The following is a 17,607-nucleotide window of genomic DNA, read 5'->3' as shown; positions in this document are numbered from 1 at the left end:
GGTATGGCGCTTTTGAACATCAAGAACCTGACCGTCAAATTCGCCACCGCCACCGGCAGCTTTACCGCCGTGGACGGGATCGACGTGCATGTCGACCGCGGCGAGGTGCTGGCCATTGTCGGCGAAAGCGGCTCGGGCAAATCGGTCTCGATGCTCGCGGTCATGGGGCTCTTGCCCGATACCGCCAGCATCACCGCCGATGAAATGACCTATGACGGGCGCGACATCTCGAACCTCTCCGCCTCAGAGCGGCGGACCCTCATTGGCCGCGAGATCACCATGATCTTTCAGGAACCTGTCGCCTCGCTCAACCCGTCCTTCACCGTGGGATTTCAGATCGAAGAGGTGCTGCGCCTCAACCTTGGTCTCTCGCGGCGCGATGCCCAAAGCCGCGCGCTCGACCTCTTTCGCGCCGTGGGCATCCCCGAGCCGGAGGCCAAGATCAAAGCCTATCCGCATCAGATGTCCGGCGGGCAATGCCAGCGGGTGATGATCGCCATCGCCATCGCCTCGAACCCGCGCCTTCTGATCGCGGATGAGCCGACAACGGCCCTCGACGTGACCATCCAGAAACAGATCCTCGATCTCTTGATGAAACTGCAAGAGGATTACGGCATGGCGCTGATCCTGATCACCCATGACATGGGCGTCGTGGCCGAAACCGCCGACCGGGTGGTGGTGCAATATCAGGGGAAAAAGATGGAAGAGGCGGATGTGCTCTCGCTCTTTGAAAACCCTCAGAGCCCCTATACCCGCGCCCTGCTCTCGGCGCTGCCGGAACATGCGACCGGCGACCGCCTGCCCACGGTCTCTGATTTCTTTGCGCAGGAGACCGCCCGATGACCGCCGCAGCCATCCCCCCCGTTGTCGAAGGTCGCGGCATCGTGCAGGATTATGCCGTGCCCGGCAGCCTCTTTTCCCGCGCCGGCTCTGTGCGCGCCCTCAACGGCATCGACTTCAAGGTCGACAAGGGCAAGACCCTCGCGATTGTCGGCGAAAGCGGCTCTGGCAAATCGACCCTCGCGCGGATCATTGCCCTGATCGACGCTGCGTCGGGCGGTGAGTTGCGGATTGACGACCACCCGGTCGATATTGCCCGCAAACGCCCCGGTCCCGTCCTGCGCTCCAAGGTGCAGATGGTGTTCCAGAACCCCTATGGCAGCCTCAATCCCCGCCAGAAAATCGGCAATGTGCTGATGGAACCCTTGGTGATCAACACCGATATGCCAAGCTCCGAACGCCGCGACCGCGCCGAGGCGATGATCAAGAAGGTCGGCTTGCAGCCCGAGCATTTCAACCGCTACCCGCATATGTTCTCGGGCGGTCAGCGGCAGCGCATCGCGATTGCCCGCGCGCTCATGCTCAACCCCTCGCTTCTGGTGCTGGATGAGCCGGTCTCGGCGCTCGATCTCTCGGTGCAGGCGCAGGTGCTCAACCTCCTGGCCGATTTGCAGGACGAGTTCGAGCTGACCTATGTCTTTGTCAGCCATGACCTATCTGTCGTGCGCTACATTGCCGATGAGGTGATGGTGATCTCCAAGGGCGAGGCGGTCGAGCAGGGCAGCCGCGAGGCGCTCTTTGCCGACCCGCAACACCCCTACACCCGCGCCCTCTTTGCCGCCACACCCGTCACCGATGTCGCAGCCATCCGCGCCCGCGTCGAGCGCCGCAAGGCCGCGAGAAGCGCTTAGGGACACGGGTTGATTTGAGAGTGTAAGCTGAGCCTTACCTGAACTTGGCGTCGCACCCTCACTCCATTTCGAACACCGGAATGAAGCTGGCCGGGGCGAGAGTCTCGGCCAGATCGGTGTTGTCCACCATGTCAGAGGTCACCAACTGGATCTTTGGCCCCGCGTGGCGCTGCTCCAACCTGCCCTCAATCGCCCGTACCGCCATTTCAATGGCCAGTTTGCCCTGCATGATCGGGAAATCCGTGGGCGCCGCCAGAATCCGCCCCCGCCGGATGCCGCGAAACACCGCATGGCTCATGTAATCCGACACGATGCTGATCCGGTCCTGCAAGCCGCGCGCGCGCAGGATTGACACCGCCACCTCGGCGGTGGGGGCGCTGCCCACCAGATAGTCGATCTCAATCCCGCTATCGAGCGTTTCCTCAATGAGCGTCACCTGAATCTCGCGCCCGGTGTCGCCATATTTGGTGAGCGCGATGCTGGCCGAACTCTCTGCGATGGCCTCGCGGAATCCGGCCTCGACAAAGCCGACCCAGCCCGCCCCCTCCGGCCCCGGAAACCACGCCAGCCGCACCGGCGCGCTGCCCTTGGGATGCCGCGCGGCGATAAAGCGGCCGGCCGTTGCCCCCATCTCGTACCACGACACCGCCGCCTTGGCCGCAATCCCCGGATCGGCAATGTCATTGACGGCGGCGATCACCGGCACTTTTTCCGACAGCGCCTGCACCGTCGGCGTCAACCCGTCAAACGACACGGTGCCCACAATCAGCGCATCGGCCCCCTGCGCCACACATTCCGTGATCTGCTCGATCTGCCGCGCGAGATTGGGATAGCCGCCCGCCTCGACCAGACGAAAGCCGACCCCCAGACGCTCGGCCTCTTGCACCATGCCGTAATTCACCGACAACCAATAGGCGTCCTTGAGATGCGGATAGGACACGCAGATCGTCCAGGGCGAGGCCGCCCTGTGCAGGGGCCGATAGGTCAAGGGCTGTGCGGGACTCTCATAATCGAATGGCACCACATGGGTTTGCAGCGGCCAAACCTCTTCTGCACTCTCGGCCCAGAGCGGCAGCGGCAAGAGCATCAGCACACAGGCTATTATTCTTTGCATGAAAATATCACTCCTCCGCAGAAAATTACTATAATCTGTCCGGACAGGACTGCAAGAAAGCTGGCGGATCAGGGACGGACCGGATGAGAACCAGAACCGGATTGGGCGCGCGACTGCTCGCGGCGTTTCTCGTGATCGCCGGGCTGCCGGCGCTTGCGGGGTTTTTCGGCTGGTTTGAACTGCGCGATGTCACCCGCGCGCAACAACAGCTCTATGAAAACTCGATCCCGGTCCTGTCGGACATGCGCCGCTTTACCGAAGAAAGCTCGGCCATCATCACCGTCGCCCCGGAACTGGCTGCGGTGGATGACGAGGCCGCACGCCGCGACCGCGCCGCCTATCTCAGCGCGCGGGTGGCGGCGCTTTCGGATCACCTCACCCGGTTTCAATCCGAACATGGTGGCACCGGCGGCGATATGACCCGCGCCGTCGCCGCCATGAAGGACGGTATCGCCGAACTTGACCGCTTGGTGAAACAGCGCCTCTCGCTGGTGCAGGCGCGGGAGGAGGGTCTGAACCGCGCCCTCGGCGCGACCTCCGCGCTCTTGAACATGGCCGACACGCTGGTCGCCAATGCCGAAATGGGCACCGCGGCGGTGATTTCGAACCTCTATGAATACGACAGCGGCGCGCCCGGCACCTCCTCGCGCCTTGCCACGCTGGACAAGCTGATCGAGGTTGATCTCTTCCAACTCGGTCTGATGTTCGAATTGCGCTCGCGCACTGCCGAAATCGGGCTTCTCTTCAACCGCATCGCCACCTTGACCGAACCGACCGATCTCGCCTCGATCAGCGCCAATCTGCGGGAACGCACTGAAATCGTCGCACGCCGCGTGGCGGCGATCCGTGATCCGGGCCGTGCCGCGCAGGCGCAGACGCTGCTGGCCACCATCCTGCCACTCAGTGATCCCGCAGGCGGGCAGGGGCTGCTGGGGCTGACCGATGGCATCCTGCAATTGGAACGCCAGATCGACAGCGAACAGGCGGCGCTCCGGGTCTCGGCCACACGGTTGCATGGCGCGGTGACGGATCTTGCCACGCGCGTGCAGGCGGATGCGCTCTTTGCCGGGACCACGTCGATGGAGGTGATCCGCGCCACCCGGTTGCGCAGCGCCGGCGCTGCGGCTCTCGCGCTCTTGCTGTCGCTGGGCGTGCTGTGGTTCTACGTGCGCGGCAATATCTCGCGGCGTCTCGACAATCTCTCGGACATGATGACCCGACTGGCCGCCGGTCAGCTGGATATGCGTGTGGCCCCGCGTGGCAGCGACGAGATCGCCGGCATGGAACGCGCGGTCGAGGTGTTTCGCCGTCAGGCCATCGCCAACCGCAATCTCGAAGAGGCCCGCCGCCGCAACGAAGAAGAACTCAACCGCCACCGCACCGCCCTGCAAGAGTTGGTGGCCGAGAAAACCGAACAACTGCGCGGCGAGGTCGAGGCGCATGCGGTGGCCCGCCAAAAGGCCGAGGCCGCGGACCGCGCCAAATCCGAATTCCTCGCGATGATGAGCCATGAAATCCGCACGCCGATGAATGGGGTTCTGGGGATGCTGCGCAATCTTTCGGCAGATGGTCTTTCTGAGGCGCAACTCGAGCAGCTGCGCGCCGCCCGTGCCTCGGGCGAGAGCCTGCTGACCATCCTCAACGACATCCTCAACTATTCCAAAACCGAACTCAGCGGCGCCCATGAGGAACGCGCGGTTTTTTCCATCACCGAGGTGATGCATCTGATCGTGACCCTGCTCGACCCCGGCGCGCGGGAGAAGGGCATCGTGCTCTGGCTCGATCTGCCCGAGGATGCCCCCGCCGCAGTGCTGGGCGATATGGCCAAGCTGCGCCAGATTCTGTTCAATCTCGTCTCGAACGCGGTCAAGTTCACCGAAGAGGGCGAGGTGGTGCTGCGGCTGCGCGTGCGGCCCGCCGGGGCCGGGCGTGTCACCCTGATCCTTGAGGTCAGCGACACCGGCAAGGGCATTTCGGCACAGGCGCGCCAGCGCATCTTCGAGGCGTTCGAGCAAGAGGACGGGCTGACCGCACGGCGCTATGGTGGCACCGGGCTTGGCCTCGCGATCTGCCGCAAATTCGCCGAGGTGATGGGGGGTGCGCTCCGTGTCGAGAGCACGCCGAACGTCGGCTCGGTCTTTACCTTCATGGCCGATTTCGACCTGGCCGATGCCGCCGGACTAACCGAAACTCCGCCGGATTGGACCCCGGTGCGCGGTGACCGCAGCCTGCATGCGCTCATCGTCGAGGATCACGAGGTCAACCAGATGGTCGCGCGCAGCTATCTCGAACGGATGGGTCACACAGCGGTCTGCGTCGACAGCGCCGAGGCGGCGCTCGCGCTGCTCACTGCCGAGCGCTTTGATCTGGTGCTGATGGATGTCAACCTGCCGGGTCTTTCGGGCACAGAGGCGACGCGCCGCATCCGCGCCATGCCCGTCGGGCGCAGCCTGCCGATCATCGGCATCTCCGCCCATGTTCAGGACGACGAGGTCGAGGAACAGCTCGATGCCGGGATGGATTGCTTTGTGGCCAAGCCGGTTTCGCCCGAACGCCTGGTTGCGGCGCTGGAACAGGTCACAGGCGGACAGCGGCGCGGCGTGTTCCTCTCGCCCCGGTCGCTCTCCTGGCTGGCGAGCGGGCCGCGTGATGTTCTGGGCAGCATGGTTGCTGATCTCGGTCGGGAGCAGACCGTCGAGGCAATTCACCTCTATCTAGACGGCCTCACCTCGGATGCGACCGCCCTGCAAGAGGCCGTGGACAACCGCGACACCGCCCGCGCCGCCAAGGTCGCACACCGGATGAAGGGGGCGGCAGGCAATTTCAGCCTGCCCGGTCTCTCTGCCTGTTTGAAACAGATCGAAGCCGCCGCCCGGTCGGGCGATCTGACCCCCGTGGCGACGGCGCTCGCCGCTTTTCCCGAGGAAATCGCACAGGCGCGCCGCACAGTCATACAGGCGCTTGATGACCTGACAGCCGCCCCTCAGTCCAAAGTGGCGGTGAACACATAACCCTCGCCATGCGCGGTGGTGATGAACCGTGGCGCGCTGGCGTCTTCTTCCAGTTTTGTGCGCAGGCGGCGGATGATGACATCGACGGTGCGCGTGTCGGGATGCTGCTGGCGATGGGTGATCACCGTCATCAGCCGCTCGCGGCCCAGAACTTCGCCGGGATGGCGCAGCAACTCCGCCAGCACCTCGAATTCGGCCCGCGTGATCCGGATTGGCTCGCCATCCGGTGCGATCAACTGGCGGGTGGCAAAGGCAAAGGCATAGCCGTGAAACCGCACGTTCTGACGTGAAAAGCGGCGCTGCGCCTCGGTGCGCCGCAACAGGTTCTTGATCCGGGCCAACAATTCACGGCGATTGAACGGCTTGCAGACGTAATCATCCGCCCCCAGTTCCAGCCCGACAATCCGATCCACGTCATCGCTGAGGCTGGTGGTCAGGATGATGCCGATATCCGAGCGCGCGCGTTGCTCACGGGTGATCTGTAACCCGTCCTTGCCATCCAGTGTGATATCCACCAGCAAAAGGTCGGCGCGGTCGCTGGCCAGCATCGGATCGGCCTTCTCGGCACTGTCAAAGGCGGTGACCGTATAGCCATGCGATCTGAGATACTCCGCCAGCGTCGTGCGGGTGACGGGTTCATCCTCGATGATCACGATATGGGCCGCTCTTGCCACCTGTGAGCCCTCTGTGCAGTTTCCTCCTGTTAATATTTTTTCACAATTAAGTCCAGTTCGTTCATGCCCTTGGTCTGACGTGTTCATATCCCATCCGTACACTTCTCTCACCAAAGCCCGAGAAACGGGCGGGACACCTCAACACAGGGAGTTTTCAGAATGAGAGTACGTTTGCGAATGGCCGGCGGGGTCGCAGCGCTCGCGATGGCCGCAACGGGTGCCTTGGCGGATTCCGAAGATCCGATCGTCATCCCCATCCACAACTGGTCCAGCCAGATCGTGATGAGCCATGTGGTCGGCCAGATCTTTGAATCGATGGGCAACAGTGTCGAATATGTCTCGACCGACAGCCAGTCGGTTTACGAATCCGTCCGTCTGGGCGATGTCGCCCTCGAAATGGAAGTCTGGGAAGGCGCGTTTGGCGCCTCCTTCCGCGCCGCGCTGGAAAAGGGCGGCTTGCACGATGCGGGCGATCACGATGCCGTCACCCGCGAGGATTGGTGGTATCCGATGTGGACCAAAGACGCCTGTCCCGGCCTGCCCGATTGGGAGGCGCTGAACGCCTGTGCCGCCGCCTTTGCCACACCGGAAACCGGCGAGTCCGGGCGCTTCCTTGGCGGTCCGGTGGACTGGCTCAAGCATGATCAGGAACGTGTCGACGGGCTTGGCATGAACTTCAAGGTCGTCAACGCAGGCTCTGCCGCAGCACTCTGGGCTGAACTGGGCTCTGCCGAAAAGACCAAGACGCCGATCGTCCTCTTCAACTGGACACCCAATTTCGCCGAAGCCGTCTGGCCTGGCGAATTCGTCGAGTTTCCGGAATGGGTCGAAGGCTGCGACAAAGATCCTGCCGTCGGTCCCAACCCGGACAAGACCTATGATTGCGGCAATCCCGCCAATGGCTATCTGAAAAAGGCCGCTTGGGATGGGATGAAGGACAAATGGCCGGATGCCTACACAATGCTGACCAAGATCAGCTTTACCAACCCGCAAATCGCGGAAATGGCCAAGCTGGTAGACATCGACGAGATGGAGCCAGAAGAGGCCGCAGCGCATTGGCTGGAAGATAACGGCGACGTCTGGAAGGTCTGGATCAACTGATCCCGCCCTGAATCCCACCTCACCCGTGATCTGCCACGGGTGAGGTTTTGCCATTTATAACAAGGGGGTGTCGCGTGCCGGTGTCTGAACCCGTGATCTCATGCCGCAATGTCTGGAAATTGTTCGGCCCGTCGCCCGAGTCCTATCTCAAGGGCCTCAGGACCGATCCCGGCTTTGATGCCATTCGTCAGGCGGGCTATATCTCGGCGGTGCGTGATGTCTCGCTCGATATCGCGCGCGGCGAGATGCTGGTGATCATGGGCCTGTCCGGCTCCGGCAAATCCACCCTTGTGCGCTGCCTCTCGCGCCTGATCGAGATCACCGGCGGTACTGTGTCGGTCGAGGGGCAGGACATCGGCGCGCTCTCTGAGAAACAGCTGATCGACCTGCGGCGCAACAAGATGGGCATGGTGTTCCAGAGCTTCGGCCTTTTGCCGCATCGCACCGTGTTGGAAAATGTGGCCTTTCCGCTGGAAATGCGCGGGCAGGACCGCGCCACCCGCCGCAAACGCGCGCTGGAGGTGATCGAATTGGTGGGGCTCGGCGGGCGCGAGGATTACTTTCCGCGCGAATTGTCCGGTGGCCAGCAACAGCGCGTCGGCATCGCCCGCTCTCTCGCCATCGAGCCGGATATCTGGTTTCTGGACGAGCCGTTTTCGGCGCTCGATCCGCTCATTCGCCGCGAGATGCAGGACGAATTCCTGCGCCTGCAAGAGTTGCTGGGCAAGACCATCGTCTTTATCACCCATGATTTCGACGAGGCGCTCCGCTTGGCCGACCGCATCGCCATCATGAAGGACGGCGCGGTCGAGCAATGCGACACCCCGGATCAGATCGTCCTGAACCCGGCGACCGATTATGTCCGCAAATTCACCGAAGAGATCGAAAAGGCGCGCGTCGTGCATGCCTCTGGCCTTGCCCGCCCGATCAATGGCACCCGGCCCGAGGGGCTGCCCGTCGCCGGAAAATCCACGATCCGTGCCCTTGCGCGCCTCCTGATCAACGATCCGCGTGAAATCCTGCCCGTCGCCGATGACACAGGCCGCATTACCGGCACCCTCAACCGACAAGAGGCGCTCGACATCCTGCTCGGGGGCCACACATGAGCGAGAGCGCGCTTCCCCTTCCGTCGCCCGCCAAACCGCGGCTCAACCCCGCTTGGGCAATTCTGGCCGTCGCGGTCTGTCTTGTCCTTGCCCGTCCGATCCTCCCCGACGCGCTCATGCGTCCCGCCGAAATCCTGATCCTGCCGCTGGCGGATTGGATCAATGCGTTTTTCACATGGCTGCGCGATGATCTGGGGCTGATCCATGTCACCCGCGCCTTTGCCGATGGCATTGAATGGCTGCTCGATGTCACCGCCAATATCCTCTACGGCAAGAACCGCTGGCCGCGCCTTGGCCCGCTGCCGTGGTCGGTCGTGGCCCTCACCGCCGCCTGTCTTGGCTATTGGCTGGGCGGCCGGCGTCTGGCGCTGCTGGCGGGGGGCACCTTCGTCTGGATCGCCCTCATGGGGCAATGGACCTGGGCCATGGAAACCCTGTCGGTCATCGTCGTGGCCGCCCCGTTTTCGGTGCTGATGGGCCTCTTGATGGGGATCGCCGCATGGCGGTGGCACAGGGTCGAGGCGGTGATGAACCCGATCCTCAACATCGCGCAATCATTGCCGCATTTCGCCTATATGATTCCCGTGGTGGTGTTCATCGGCGTCGGACCCAAGGCGGGGGCAATCGTCACCATCATCTTTTCAGTGCCTCCGATGATCCGCATGACCCTGTTGGGTCTGCGCAAGGTGCCGCCCGAGGTGATCGAGAGCGGCAAGATGTGCGGCAGCACCGGCTGGCAATTGATGACGCGCGTGCGCATCCCGACCGCCCGCACCGAAATTCTGGTGGGCGTCAATCAGGTCATCATGCAATGTCTGGCGATGGTCGTTCTGGCCAGCTTTATCGGCATGCCGGGGCTGGGTCAGAAACTCCTGCAACTGTTGCAGGCGCTCAAGATTGGGCGCTCCATCGAAATCGGCATCACCATCGTCTTGCTCGCGGTGACCCTCGACCGCTGTTCCAAGGCTTGGGCCGAACGTCAGCCCACCCACCACGAACCGGGGATCGGCTGGGGGACGCGACACCGCGTGCTGACAACCTGGGCCGGGCTGATGGTCGCGGGCTTTGCCCTCTCCGCACTGGTGCCCTTCTTTGCAGAGGTCGGGCGCGGGCAATCGCTCTCGGTGGCGGACCCGCTCGATGCAATGATGACTTGGGTGATCGTGACGGTTGATCCCGTCACCCAATGGCTGCGCTGGTTCCTGATCACCTGGGTTCTCATCCCGGTGCGCGACGCGCTCTTGTGGTTGCCCTACACGGCGGTTCTGGCGCTGCTCGCCGCGGCCGGCTTTGCCGTGGGCGGCTGGCGCTCGGCGCTGATCTGTCTCGGGTTCTTCGGCTATATCGCCCTCACCGGCTGGTGGGATCGTGCCATGATCACGGTCTACACCGTGCTTGTGGCCGTTGCGGTCGCGACCAGCTTTGGCTTTCCGCTTGGTATCTGGGCCGCACGCTATGAGACGCGGGCCAAACGCGTGCTTCTTCTCTGCGACAGTCTTCAGACCTTTCCCAGCTTTATCTACCTCATTCCGGTGATCATGCTCTTTGGCGTCAATGACGTGGCGGTGGTGGGGGCGGTGGTGCTCTTTGCTGCCGTGCCGCTGATCCGCTACACCATCGAGGGGTTGCGCGGCGTGCCCGAGGCGATGATCGAGGCGGCGGATATGTCGGGGGCCACCCGCGCCCAATGCCTGCGCCACGTCCGCCTGCCGCTGGCCTTTCCCACCATCATGGTCGGGGTCAATCAATCGCTGATGTTCTCGCTCTTCATGGTGATCATCGCGGCCTTTATCGGCACGCAGGATCTCGGGCAGGAAATGCAACGCGCCCTCAGTTCCACCGATGTGGGCAAGGGGCTTGTTCTGGGCTTTGCCGTGGCCTTCATCGGGCTGATGGCCGATCACCTGCTCAATCGCATGGCCGACAGCCGCCGCCGCGCCTTGGGGCTCTGACCCCAAGGCCCGCCGCCCAACGGTGCCACATCGGCGCAAAGCGGCCGCGCCGCTTGGTCACAGGGCTTGACCTCACCCCACGCAACAGAAAGAAACACGCAAGAGTCGGAAACCTCCGGGCACCCGGGGGGTTTCCCGCTCTGCTTGGCGCGCCTGTCCACCCGCTGTCTCCCGAAAGGAGAAGTCTATGAAATTCCACTTTCCCATCGTGATCATCGACGAGGATTTCAGGTCCGAGAACTCATCGGGTCTTGGTATCCGCGCCATGGCCAAGGCCATAGAAGACGAGGGATTCGAGGTTTTGGGTGTCACAAGCTATGGGGATCTCTCGCAATTCGCCCAGCAACAATCGCGCGCCAGCGCCTTTGTCCTGTCGATCGACGATGAGGAATTCAGCCCCGGCCCCGACATCGACCCGGTTGTCACCAATCTGCGCAATTTCGTTCAAGAAGTCCGGCGCAAGAATTCCGACGTGCCGATCTATGTCTATGGCGAGACCAAGACCAGCCGCCACCTGCCCAACGATGTCCTGCGCGAGTTGCACGGCTTTATCCACATGTTCGAAGACACGCCGGAATTCGTCGCCCGCCACATCATCCGAGAGGCCAAGATCTATCTCGAAGGCATCCAGCCGCCGTTCTTCAAGGCGCTGCTCGACTATGCCGAAGACGGCTCTTACTCGTGGCACTGCCCCGGCCATTCCGGCGGCGTCGCCTTTCTCAAAAGCCCGATCGGCCAGATGTATCACCAGTTCTACGGCGAAAACATGCTGCGCGCCGATGTCTGCAATTCGGTCGAAGAGTTGGGTCAACTGCTCGACCATGACGGCGCCATCGGCGCATCCGAGCGCAACGCCGCCCGCATATTCAACGCCGATCACTGCTTTTTCGTGACCAACGGCACCAGCACCTCCAACAAGATGGTCTGGCATCACACCGTCGCCCCCGGCGATGTAGTCGTGGTTGACCGCAACTGCCACAAGTCGATCCTGCACAGTATCATCATGACCGGCGCAATCCCGGTCTTTTTGCGCCCCACCCGCAACCATTTCGGCATCATCGGCCCGATCCCGCGCGGCGAATTCGAGATCGACTCGATCAAGGCCAAGATCCGCGCCAACCCGCTTTTGGCCGGGGTTGATCCCGACACCGTGCAGCCGCGTATCCTCACCCTCACGCAATCCACCTATGACGGCGTTCTCTACAACACCGAAACCATCAAGGATCTGCTCGACGGCTATGTGGAGAACTTCCACTTTGACGAGGCATGGCTGCCCCACGCCAGCTTTCATCCGTTCTACAGCAATTTCCACGCCATGGGCCGCAACCGCGCCCGCCCCGAACATTCCGTGACCTATGTCACCCAATCCATCCACAAACTCTTGGCCGGGATCAGTCAGGCCAGCCATATTCTCGTACAGGACAGCCAGAAAACCAAACTGGATCGCCACCTCTTCAACGAGGCCTATCTCATGCACATCAGCACCAGCCCGCAATACAGCATCATCGCAAGCTGCGATGTTGCCGCCGCGATGATGGAGCCGCCCGCCGGCACCGCGCTGGTCGAGGAGAGCATCGCCGAGGCGCTCGATTTCCGCCGCGCTATGCAAAAGGTCGATGCCGAATTTGGCGAGGACGATTGGTGGTTTCAGGTCTGGGGGCCGGATGTGCTCGGGGACGAGGGCATCGGCGACGCTGACGATTGGGTGCTGGAACGGACCGACGCCGATGGCGTGCAACCCTCCGATGGCGAGGATTCATGGCATGATTTCGGCGAAATGGCCCCCGGCTTCAACATGCTCGATCCGATCAAGGCCACGATCATCACGCCGGGCCTCAACCTCGACGGTCGCTTCGAAACGACCGGGATTCCCGCATCCATCGTCACCAAATATCTGGCAGAGCATGGCGTCGTGGTCGAAAAAACCGGCCTCTACAGTTTCTTCATCATGTTCACCATCGGCATCACCAAGGGGCGCTGGAATACCCTGTTGACCGCACTGCAACAGTTCAAGGATGACTACGCCAAGAACCAGCCGATGTGGCGCGCCATGCCCGAGTTTTGCACCAAACAGCCCCGCTATGAGAGCATGGGGTTGCAGGATCTCTGCCAGCATGTGCATGCGCTCTACGCCAAATACGATGTGGCGATCCTCTCGACCGACATGTATCTGAGCGACCTCACCCCCGCCATGACGCCCAGCGATGCCTTCGCCCATATCGCGCGCCGCACCACCGAACGTGTCGCCATAGACGATCTTGAGGGGCGCATCACCACCAGCCTCGTCACGCCATATCCGCCGGGCATCCCCCTGCTGATCCCCGGCGAGGTCTTCAACAAGACCATCGTGCAATACCTCAGGTTCAACCGCGCCTTTGCCAAGGAATGTCCGGGCTTTGAAACCGATATTCATGGGCTGGTGCATGAGGTCGATGAGGACGGCGTGATGTGCTATTTCGCCGATTGCGTCGCGCTCTGAGGGCACATTGCGTTTGCCGGTCGCCGTGACCGGCAAACGCCCGCTGCGCTACACGCTCTCGAGATAGGAATCATACTCGAAATCGGTCACATAGCGCGTGAACCGCTTGAGTTCCTGCATCTTGCACTCGACCAGCATGGTCTGAAGCCGTCTGGAAAACACATCCTGCACATGTTTGCCCCGGCGAAACGCCTGAATCGCGGTCGCCCAATCCAGCGGCAGGTGATCGAGCTTTTGGCTATAGGCATCGCCCTCGATCGGCGCACAGGGTTCCATCTTCTGTTCGATCCCGATCAGCGCACCGCCCAGAATACTGCTCAGCACCAGATAGGGGTTGGCGTCGGCGCCTGCGACGCGATGCTCGATCCGCCGCGCCTTGGGGCTGCCGCCCGGAATACGAATGGCCGCCGTGCGGTTCTCATAGCCCCAGGCCACGCCCGTCGGCGCATGCGCCCCCGGCAAGAGCCGCCGGTAAGAGTTCTGATGCGGCGCAAAGGTCAGCGTATTCTCCTGCATCGTCTCCAGCAGGCCCGCCACGGCATTCAGCATCAAGGGCGTGCCCTCTTCGCCGCCATTGTCAAACAGGTTGACCCCGTTCTCATCCACCAGACTGAAATGCACATGAAATCCGCTGCCTGATCTGTCGCCATAGGGCTTGGCCATGAAGGTGGCCGCCATGCCATGCTTGCGCGCGATGCCACGCACCAGCCGCTTGAACAGCACCGCATCATCGGCGGCCTGCAACGGGTCCGCGACATGCACCATGTTGATTTCAAACTGCCCCGCGCCGTTCTCGGAAATCGCGGCGTCGGCGGGAATGCCCTGCTCGTGGCAGGCATCGTAGACATCATTCAGAAATTCATCGAAATGCTGCAATTCGTCCAGTGACAGCGCCCCGTCGGAATCAAGCCGCTTGCCCGTCACCGGCGAACAGGGCGGACGCGGCTGCGCCTCGCGCGGGTCACAGAGGTAGAATTCCAACTCGGTTGCCACCACCGGCGTCAGCCCCAGTGCCTTGTAGCGTTGCACGATATTGGACAGGGCATGGCGCGGATCGCCCGGAAACGGCCCGCCATCCTCGGTGCTCATCCAGAACATCACCAGCGCCGAGGGGCGGCTGGTCCAGTTCACCATGACAATGGGGCGCCCGGTGTAATCGCAAATGCCATCGGAATCGCCGGTCTCGAACACCAGTTCGTTATTCTCGATATCCTCGCCCCAGATATCCACACTCAGCACCGACAGCGGCAGGCGCAGCCCGTCATCCATGATCGCCTTGGCCTTCTCGATGGGCAGGCGCTTGCCCCGCATCGCGCCATTGAGGTCACAGACACAGGCAAACACAGATTCGATTTCCGGCCGCTCCTGAAGCCACTCTCGGATGTTGTTCGTCGTCATTTCGGCTTTATCCTCTTGCATGGACCGGCATTGGCCGCTGTCCACACGCTCTACCTTGGTCGCAACTGGCCGACCTTGGTAGAGAAATATCCGCAGGCGTTCGGAAATGATACCGATTTCACCGCTCGCCGCCCTTGGGGAATGCCGCGCTACCGCCGCTGCCGCAGGCTTTGCTCATAGGCGCGCCTGTCTTCTGCCTCTCGCTCTCGTCGCAGCGCCATCCGCAAATCCCGGTCCTTGTCCATCCGCCGCATCGCCTGCCATTCAACATAGGCTTCGCCCTGCTGCGCCACCGCCCAGATCGCCCGCGCCTCCGTGACCCCGACCAGCCCGGCCACCGGATATCCCATGCGGGTGATCAGAACCGGCTTGCCCCTGCGCCCCACCTCCTGCAGATACTCTGCAAGATGATCGCGCAGCGCCGTCACGGGAAGCATCGGTATCAGGCTGAGGTCGGTCTTTGACATGCGTCTCTCGCATCCTTGGCTCACTGGACCGACCCTGACAGGCAGGTCTTGCCAACCTATTAATGCCCGGCGCGCCTCTAGGCTCAGACCGCACGCCCCTCGGGCGCAGACCCTTCCCCCCGGCCCGCCGATGGTCTAACTCTCGGCGTCAAGCACAGGCAAAAGGCCCCACATGAAACCGATCCGCCTCCTCTCCGGAATCCTCACCGTCGGTGGCTGGACCTTGCTCAGTCGCCTCCTCGGCTTTGTGCGTGACGTGCTGATCGCCAGCTACATCGGCCCCGGCGTGGTCATGGATGCCTTTGTCGCGGCCTTCCGCCTGCCCAATATGTTTCGCCGCTTCTTTGCCGAGGGCGCGTTCAATGCCGCCTTCGTCCCGATGTTCGCCAAGCGTTTGGAAGCAAATGACAACCCCTTGGGATTCGCGGCGCTTGCCTGTTCCGGTCTCAGCCTTATCCTATTGGCCCTGACCGGCCTTTGCATGATCTTCATGCCCGCTCTGGTCTATGCCACGGCCGAGGGTTTTGTTGGTGATGAACGCTTTGACATCACAGTGGAATTTGGCCGCATCGTCTTTCCCTACATCTTCTTTATCTCGCTCGCGGCGCTGTTTTCCGGCATGCTCAATGCAGCCGGTCACTTTGCGGCCGCCGCTGCGGCGCCATTGATTTTGAACGTATTTTTGGTGTCTGCCATGACATTTGCCGCGATGACCGGCGGCCCAGTCGCTCAGGCTCTGGTCTGGACCATCCCCATCGCCGGCCTCGCGCAACTCGCTCTCGTCTGGCACGCCTCCCGCCGGGCCGGAATGCACCTGCCGCTGGTGCGCCCCCGCTGGACACCCGAAATGGCACAACTGGTGCGCATTGCTGTGCCCGCGGCACTGGCGGGCGGGGTGGTGCAGATCAACCTTGTGGTCGGACAACTCGTTGCTTCTAATACAGAAAAGGCCGTAAGCTGGCTCTATTCCGCGGATCGTCTCTACCAATTGCCGCTCGGGGTCGTGGGCATTGCCGTGGGCATTGTGCTGCTCCCGGACCTCTCCCGCCGGCTCAAGGCACAGGATGACACCGGCGCACGCATCGCCCTGTCGCGGGCTGGCGAAATCGCTTTGGCCCTCACCATCCCCTGCGCCGTTGCCCTCACAGTCATCCCGATTCAACTGGTCTCCGTGCTCTTTGAACGCGGTGCATTCGGGGCCGACGACAGCGCCGCCACCGCCCTTGCCGTGGCCATCTATGGCCTCGGCCTCCCAGCCTTTGTTCTGCAAAAGATCCTGCAACCGATTTTCTTTGCCCGCGAAGACACCCGCAGCCCATTTCGCTACGCTCTGATGGCGATGCTGGTGAATGCGGTGCTGGCAATCGGCTTGGCCTATCTCATTGGCTGGATCGCTGCCGCCATCGCCACCTCTGTTGCCGCTTGGGTCATGGTTGCGCAACTCTCTGGCGGCGCAAGAAAATTTGGTGACGTGGCGCGGTTTGACGCACAGTTTCACCGCCGCTTCTGGCGGATTTGTCTGGCCTCTGCCCTGATGGGCGCTGTCCTCTGGGGGGCAGGGGCGCTGATGGGGCCGCTCTTTGCAATCGGGGGATGGCGGTGGCTGGCACTTCTTGGTTTGATCGCCATCGGCACCGTGGCCTACGGTCTCTTTGGTCAGATGCTGGGCGCATTCCGCATGCAGGAAATCCGCAGCCGCCTGCGCCGCTAGGGGATAGTCTTTTCTGCGCGGGATCAAGGTGCCGCAGGCACCGCCGCGCGGCGCCCGACCGCCCCCCGGGCGGGCGCCTTTGCAACGGCTCATCTCATTGAAAACGCGGAAGACTTGGCTGGCATAAACTGCCCATCATTTCTGTTGGAGCGCCCTCCCGCGGTCGGGCACCGCGCGCGGGCCCGTCCCCTCAGTCGTGCCTCAGCTTGGCGCGCACACGTGACCACCCGCCGGGACTGAGCACAAATGACGCCAGAAACCCGGTGGCAAAGCCACTCACATCCGCGACCCATGTGGCGCTGCCGCCAAACAGCAGGCCGAATACCAGTTGCAGGCCCATGAGCACGCCAATCAGTGTAAAGGCCCGTGCCTGATTGGTGCCCATCTGCCCGAGGCGCAGCCACATGATATAGGTGAATCCGCCAATGAGGCCGTAGACCCCCGGAAAGGCCCCGATGAGCCAAGGCGAGTCCCGCACGACCAGTCCGTAAACGAGCGCACCCGCGACCGTGCTGACCAAAAACAGCACCAGAACGGCCCAATGGCGGAACACGTCCGAGACGAATTTGCCCATAGCCAAGAGCAGCACCCCGGCAAACAGCGCATGGGTGAAACTGCCATGCACAAAGGCATAGGTCACGAACCGGCGCAGATGCTCCATCGGCCATGTCCGGTTTTCCAGCATCCAGGCCATGATTTCACCGTTAAAGCCGTAATCCTGAATGGCGGCAGAGCGCCATCCGACGGCATCCGGACCACCGATCAGCCCGCGCGCCCCTAGCGTGAATGCCGCTTCGACGCCGACAATCACCAGAAAAAGGGCGATCACAAACGGGGGCAGGGGGTTCACGGGGGCAGGGGGTCTCTGGTCAGACATGGCACCTCTCCTTGACGGGGCTACGG

The 17,607-nt window shown here is 62.5% G+C and carries 13 protein-coding genes; 8 read left to right on the top strand and 5 right to left on the bottom strand.

Annotated features, from left to right (window positions below):
• The first annotated feature begins 3 nt into the window (after positions 1 to 3).
• Together ROS217_RS02250 and ROS217_RS02245 are read left to right on the top strand one after the other, a co-directional pair.
• On the top strand, positions 4 to 843 hold the full coding sequence (locus ROS217_RS02250; protein ID WP_009816026.1) for an ABC transporter ATP-binding protein: 840 nt from the start codon (positions 4 to 6) through the stop codon (positions 841 to 843).
• The gene (locus ROS217_RS02245) at positions 840 to 1,691 is read left to right on the top strand and encodes an ATP-binding cassette domain-containing protein (protein WP_009816025.1); all 852 of its coding nucleotides are present in this window, start codon (positions 840 to 842) and stop codon (positions 1,689 to 1,691) included. The genes ROS217_RS02250 and ROS217_RS02245 overlap by 4 nt, the downstream gene beginning before the upstream one ends.
• Before the next feature lie 58 nt (positions 1,692 to 1,749).
• On the opposite strand, the gene torT is transcribed toward ROS217_RS02245, so the two are convergent.
• A complete protein-coding gene (gene torT / locus ROS217_RS02240; protein WP_040650298.1) occupies positions 1,750 to 2,805 on the bottom strand; it encodes a TMAO reductase system periplasmic protein TorT in 1,056 nt (351 codons plus the stop codon).
• Between the two features lie 83 nt (positions 2,806 to 2,888).
• On the opposite strand from torT, the gene ROS217_RS02235 reads away from it, so the two are divergent.
• On the top strand, positions 2,889 to 5,816 hold the full coding sequence (locus ROS217_RS02235; RefSeq protein WP_009816023.1) for an ATP-binding protein: 2,928 nt from the start codon (positions 2,889 to 2,891) through the stop codon (positions 5,814 to 5,816).
• On the opposite strand, the gene ROS217_RS02230 is transcribed toward ROS217_RS02235, so the two are convergent.
• Positions 5,789 to 6,490 carry a response regulator gene (locus tag ROS217_RS02230; protein ID WP_009816022.1) on the bottom strand — a complete coding sequence of 234 codons (702 nt, stop codon included), beginning with the start codon at positions 6,488 to 6,490 and terminating at the stop codon, positions 5,789 to 5,791. The two genes, ROS217_RS02235 and ROS217_RS02230, sit on opposite strands and share 28 nt — an antisense overlap.
• A 159-nt stretch (positions 6,491 to 6,649) precedes the next feature.
• Between ROS217_RS02230 and ROS217_RS02225 the strand changes: the two genes are divergently transcribed.
• From ROS217_RS02225 to ROS217_RS02210, 4 genes are all read left to right on the top strand, one after another.
• On the top strand, positions 6,650 to 7,591 hold the full coding sequence (locus ROS217_RS02225; RefSeq protein ID WP_040650297.1) for an ABC transporter substrate-binding protein: 942 nt from the start codon (positions 6,650 to 6,652) through the stop codon (positions 7,589 to 7,591).
• 74 nt (positions 7,592 to 7,665) lie between these two features.
• Positions 7,666 to 8,697: a quaternary amine ABC transporter ATP-binding protein gene (locus ROS217_RS02220; RefSeq protein ID WP_009816020.1), complete on the top strand. Its 1,032-nt coding sequence runs from the start codon at positions 7,666 to 7,668 to the stop codon at positions 8,695 to 8,697.
• Entirely contained in the window at positions 8,694 to 10,649 is a 1,956-nt protein-coding gene (locus tag ROS217_RS02215; RefSeq protein ID WP_009816019.1) for an ABC transporter permease, read from the top strand. Before ROS217_RS02220 ends, ROS217_RS02215 begins: the two co-directional genes overlap by 4 nt.
• A gap of 187 nt (positions 10,650 to 10,836) precedes the next feature.
• Entirely contained in the window at positions 10,837 to 13,128 is a 2,292-nt protein-coding gene (locus tag ROS217_RS02210) for an arginine/lysine/ornithine decarboxylase (RefSeq protein ID WP_009816018.1), read from the top strand.
• Positions 13,129 to 13,176: 48 nt separating this feature from the next.
• On the opposite strand, the gene ROS217_RS02205 is transcribed toward ROS217_RS02210, so the two are convergent.
• Positions 13,177 to 14,526 (bottom strand): glutamine synthetase family protein, encoded by a 1,350-nt coding sequence (locus ROS217_RS02205; RefSeq protein ID WP_040650928.1) that lies wholly within the window; start codon positions 14,524 to 14,526, stop codon positions 13,177 to 13,179.
• 149 nt (positions 14,527 to 14,675) lie between these two features.
• Positions 14,676 to 14,993, bottom strand: coding sequence for a type II toxin-antitoxin system Phd/YefM family antitoxin (locus ROS217_RS02200; protein ID WP_009816016.1), 318 nt, complete (start codon positions 14,991 to 14,993; stop codon positions 14,676 to 14,678).
• Positions 14,994 to 15,165: 172 nt separating this feature from the next.
• Here ROS217_RS02200 and murJ point away from each other — a divergent pair, with 172 nt between their 5' ends.
• Positions 15,166 to 16,704 (top strand): murein biosynthesis integral membrane protein MurJ, encoded by a 1,539-nt coding sequence (murJ, locus tag ROS217_RS02195; protein ID WP_009816015.1) that lies wholly within the window; start codon positions 15,166 to 15,168, stop codon positions 16,702 to 16,704.
• A 190-nt stretch (positions 16,705 to 16,894) separates the two neighbouring features.
• On the opposite strand, the gene ROS217_RS02190 is transcribed toward murJ, so the two are convergent.
• On the bottom strand, positions 16,895 to 17,581 hold the full coding sequence (locus tag ROS217_RS02190; RefSeq protein WP_040650296.1) for a rhomboid family intramembrane serine protease: 687 nt from the start codon (positions 17,579 to 17,581) through the stop codon (positions 16,895 to 16,897).
• Positions 17,582 to 17,607: the final 26 nt, after the last annotated feature.

The organism is Roseovarius sp. 217 (assembly GCF_000152845.1).
Classification (GTDB): domain Bacteria; phylum Pseudomonadota; class Alphaproteobacteria; order Rhodobacterales; family Rhodobacteraceae; genus Roseovarius.
The sequence above is the reverse complement of the archived record's forward strand: the minus strand, read 5'-3'. Positions and strand labels throughout refer to the sequence as shown.

Coding starts and splice junctions, on each gene's coding strand:
- ROS217_RS02235 (WP_009816023.1), top strand. CDS start 2,889: ATGAGAACCAGAACCGGATTGGGCGCGCGACTGCTCGCGGCGTTTCTC.
- ROS217_RS02205 (WP_040650928.1), bottom strand. CDS start 14,526: ATGACGACGAACAACATCCGAGAGTGGCTTCAGGAGCGGCCGGAAATC.
- ROS217_RS02245 (WP_009816025.1), top strand. CDS start 840: ATGACCGCCGCAGCCATCCCCCCCGTTGTCGAAGGTCGCGGCATCGTG.
- ROS217_RS02210 (WP_009816018.1), top strand. CDS start 10,837: ATGAAATTCCACTTTCCCATCGTGATCATCGACGAGGATTTCAGGTCC.
- murJ (WP_009816015.1), top strand. CDS start 15,166: ATGAAACCGATCCGCCTCCTCTCCGGAATCCTCACCGTCGGTGGCTGG.
- ROS217_RS02250 (WP_009816026.1), top strand. CDS start 4: ATGGCGCTTTTGAACATCAAGAACCTGACCGTCAAATTCGCCACCGCC.
- ROS217_RS02190 (WP_040650296.1), bottom strand. CDS start 17,581: ATGTCTGACCAGAGACCCCCTGCCCCCGTGAACCCCCTGCCCCCGTTT.
- torT (WP_040650298.1), bottom strand. CDS start 2,805: ATGCAAAGAATAATAGCCTGTGTGCTGATGCTCTTGCCGCTGCCGCTC.
- ROS217_RS02225 (WP_040650297.1), top strand. CDS start 6,650: ATGAGAGTACGTTTGCGAATGGCCGGCGGGGTCGCAGCGCTCGCGATG.
- ROS217_RS02200 (WP_009816016.1), bottom strand. CDS start 14,993: ATGTCAAAGACCGACCTCAGCCTGATACCGATGCTTCCCGTGACGGCG.
- ROS217_RS02215 (WP_009816019.1), top strand. CDS start 8,694: ATGAGCGAGAGCGCGCTTCCCCTTCCGTCGCCCGCCAAACCGCGGCTC.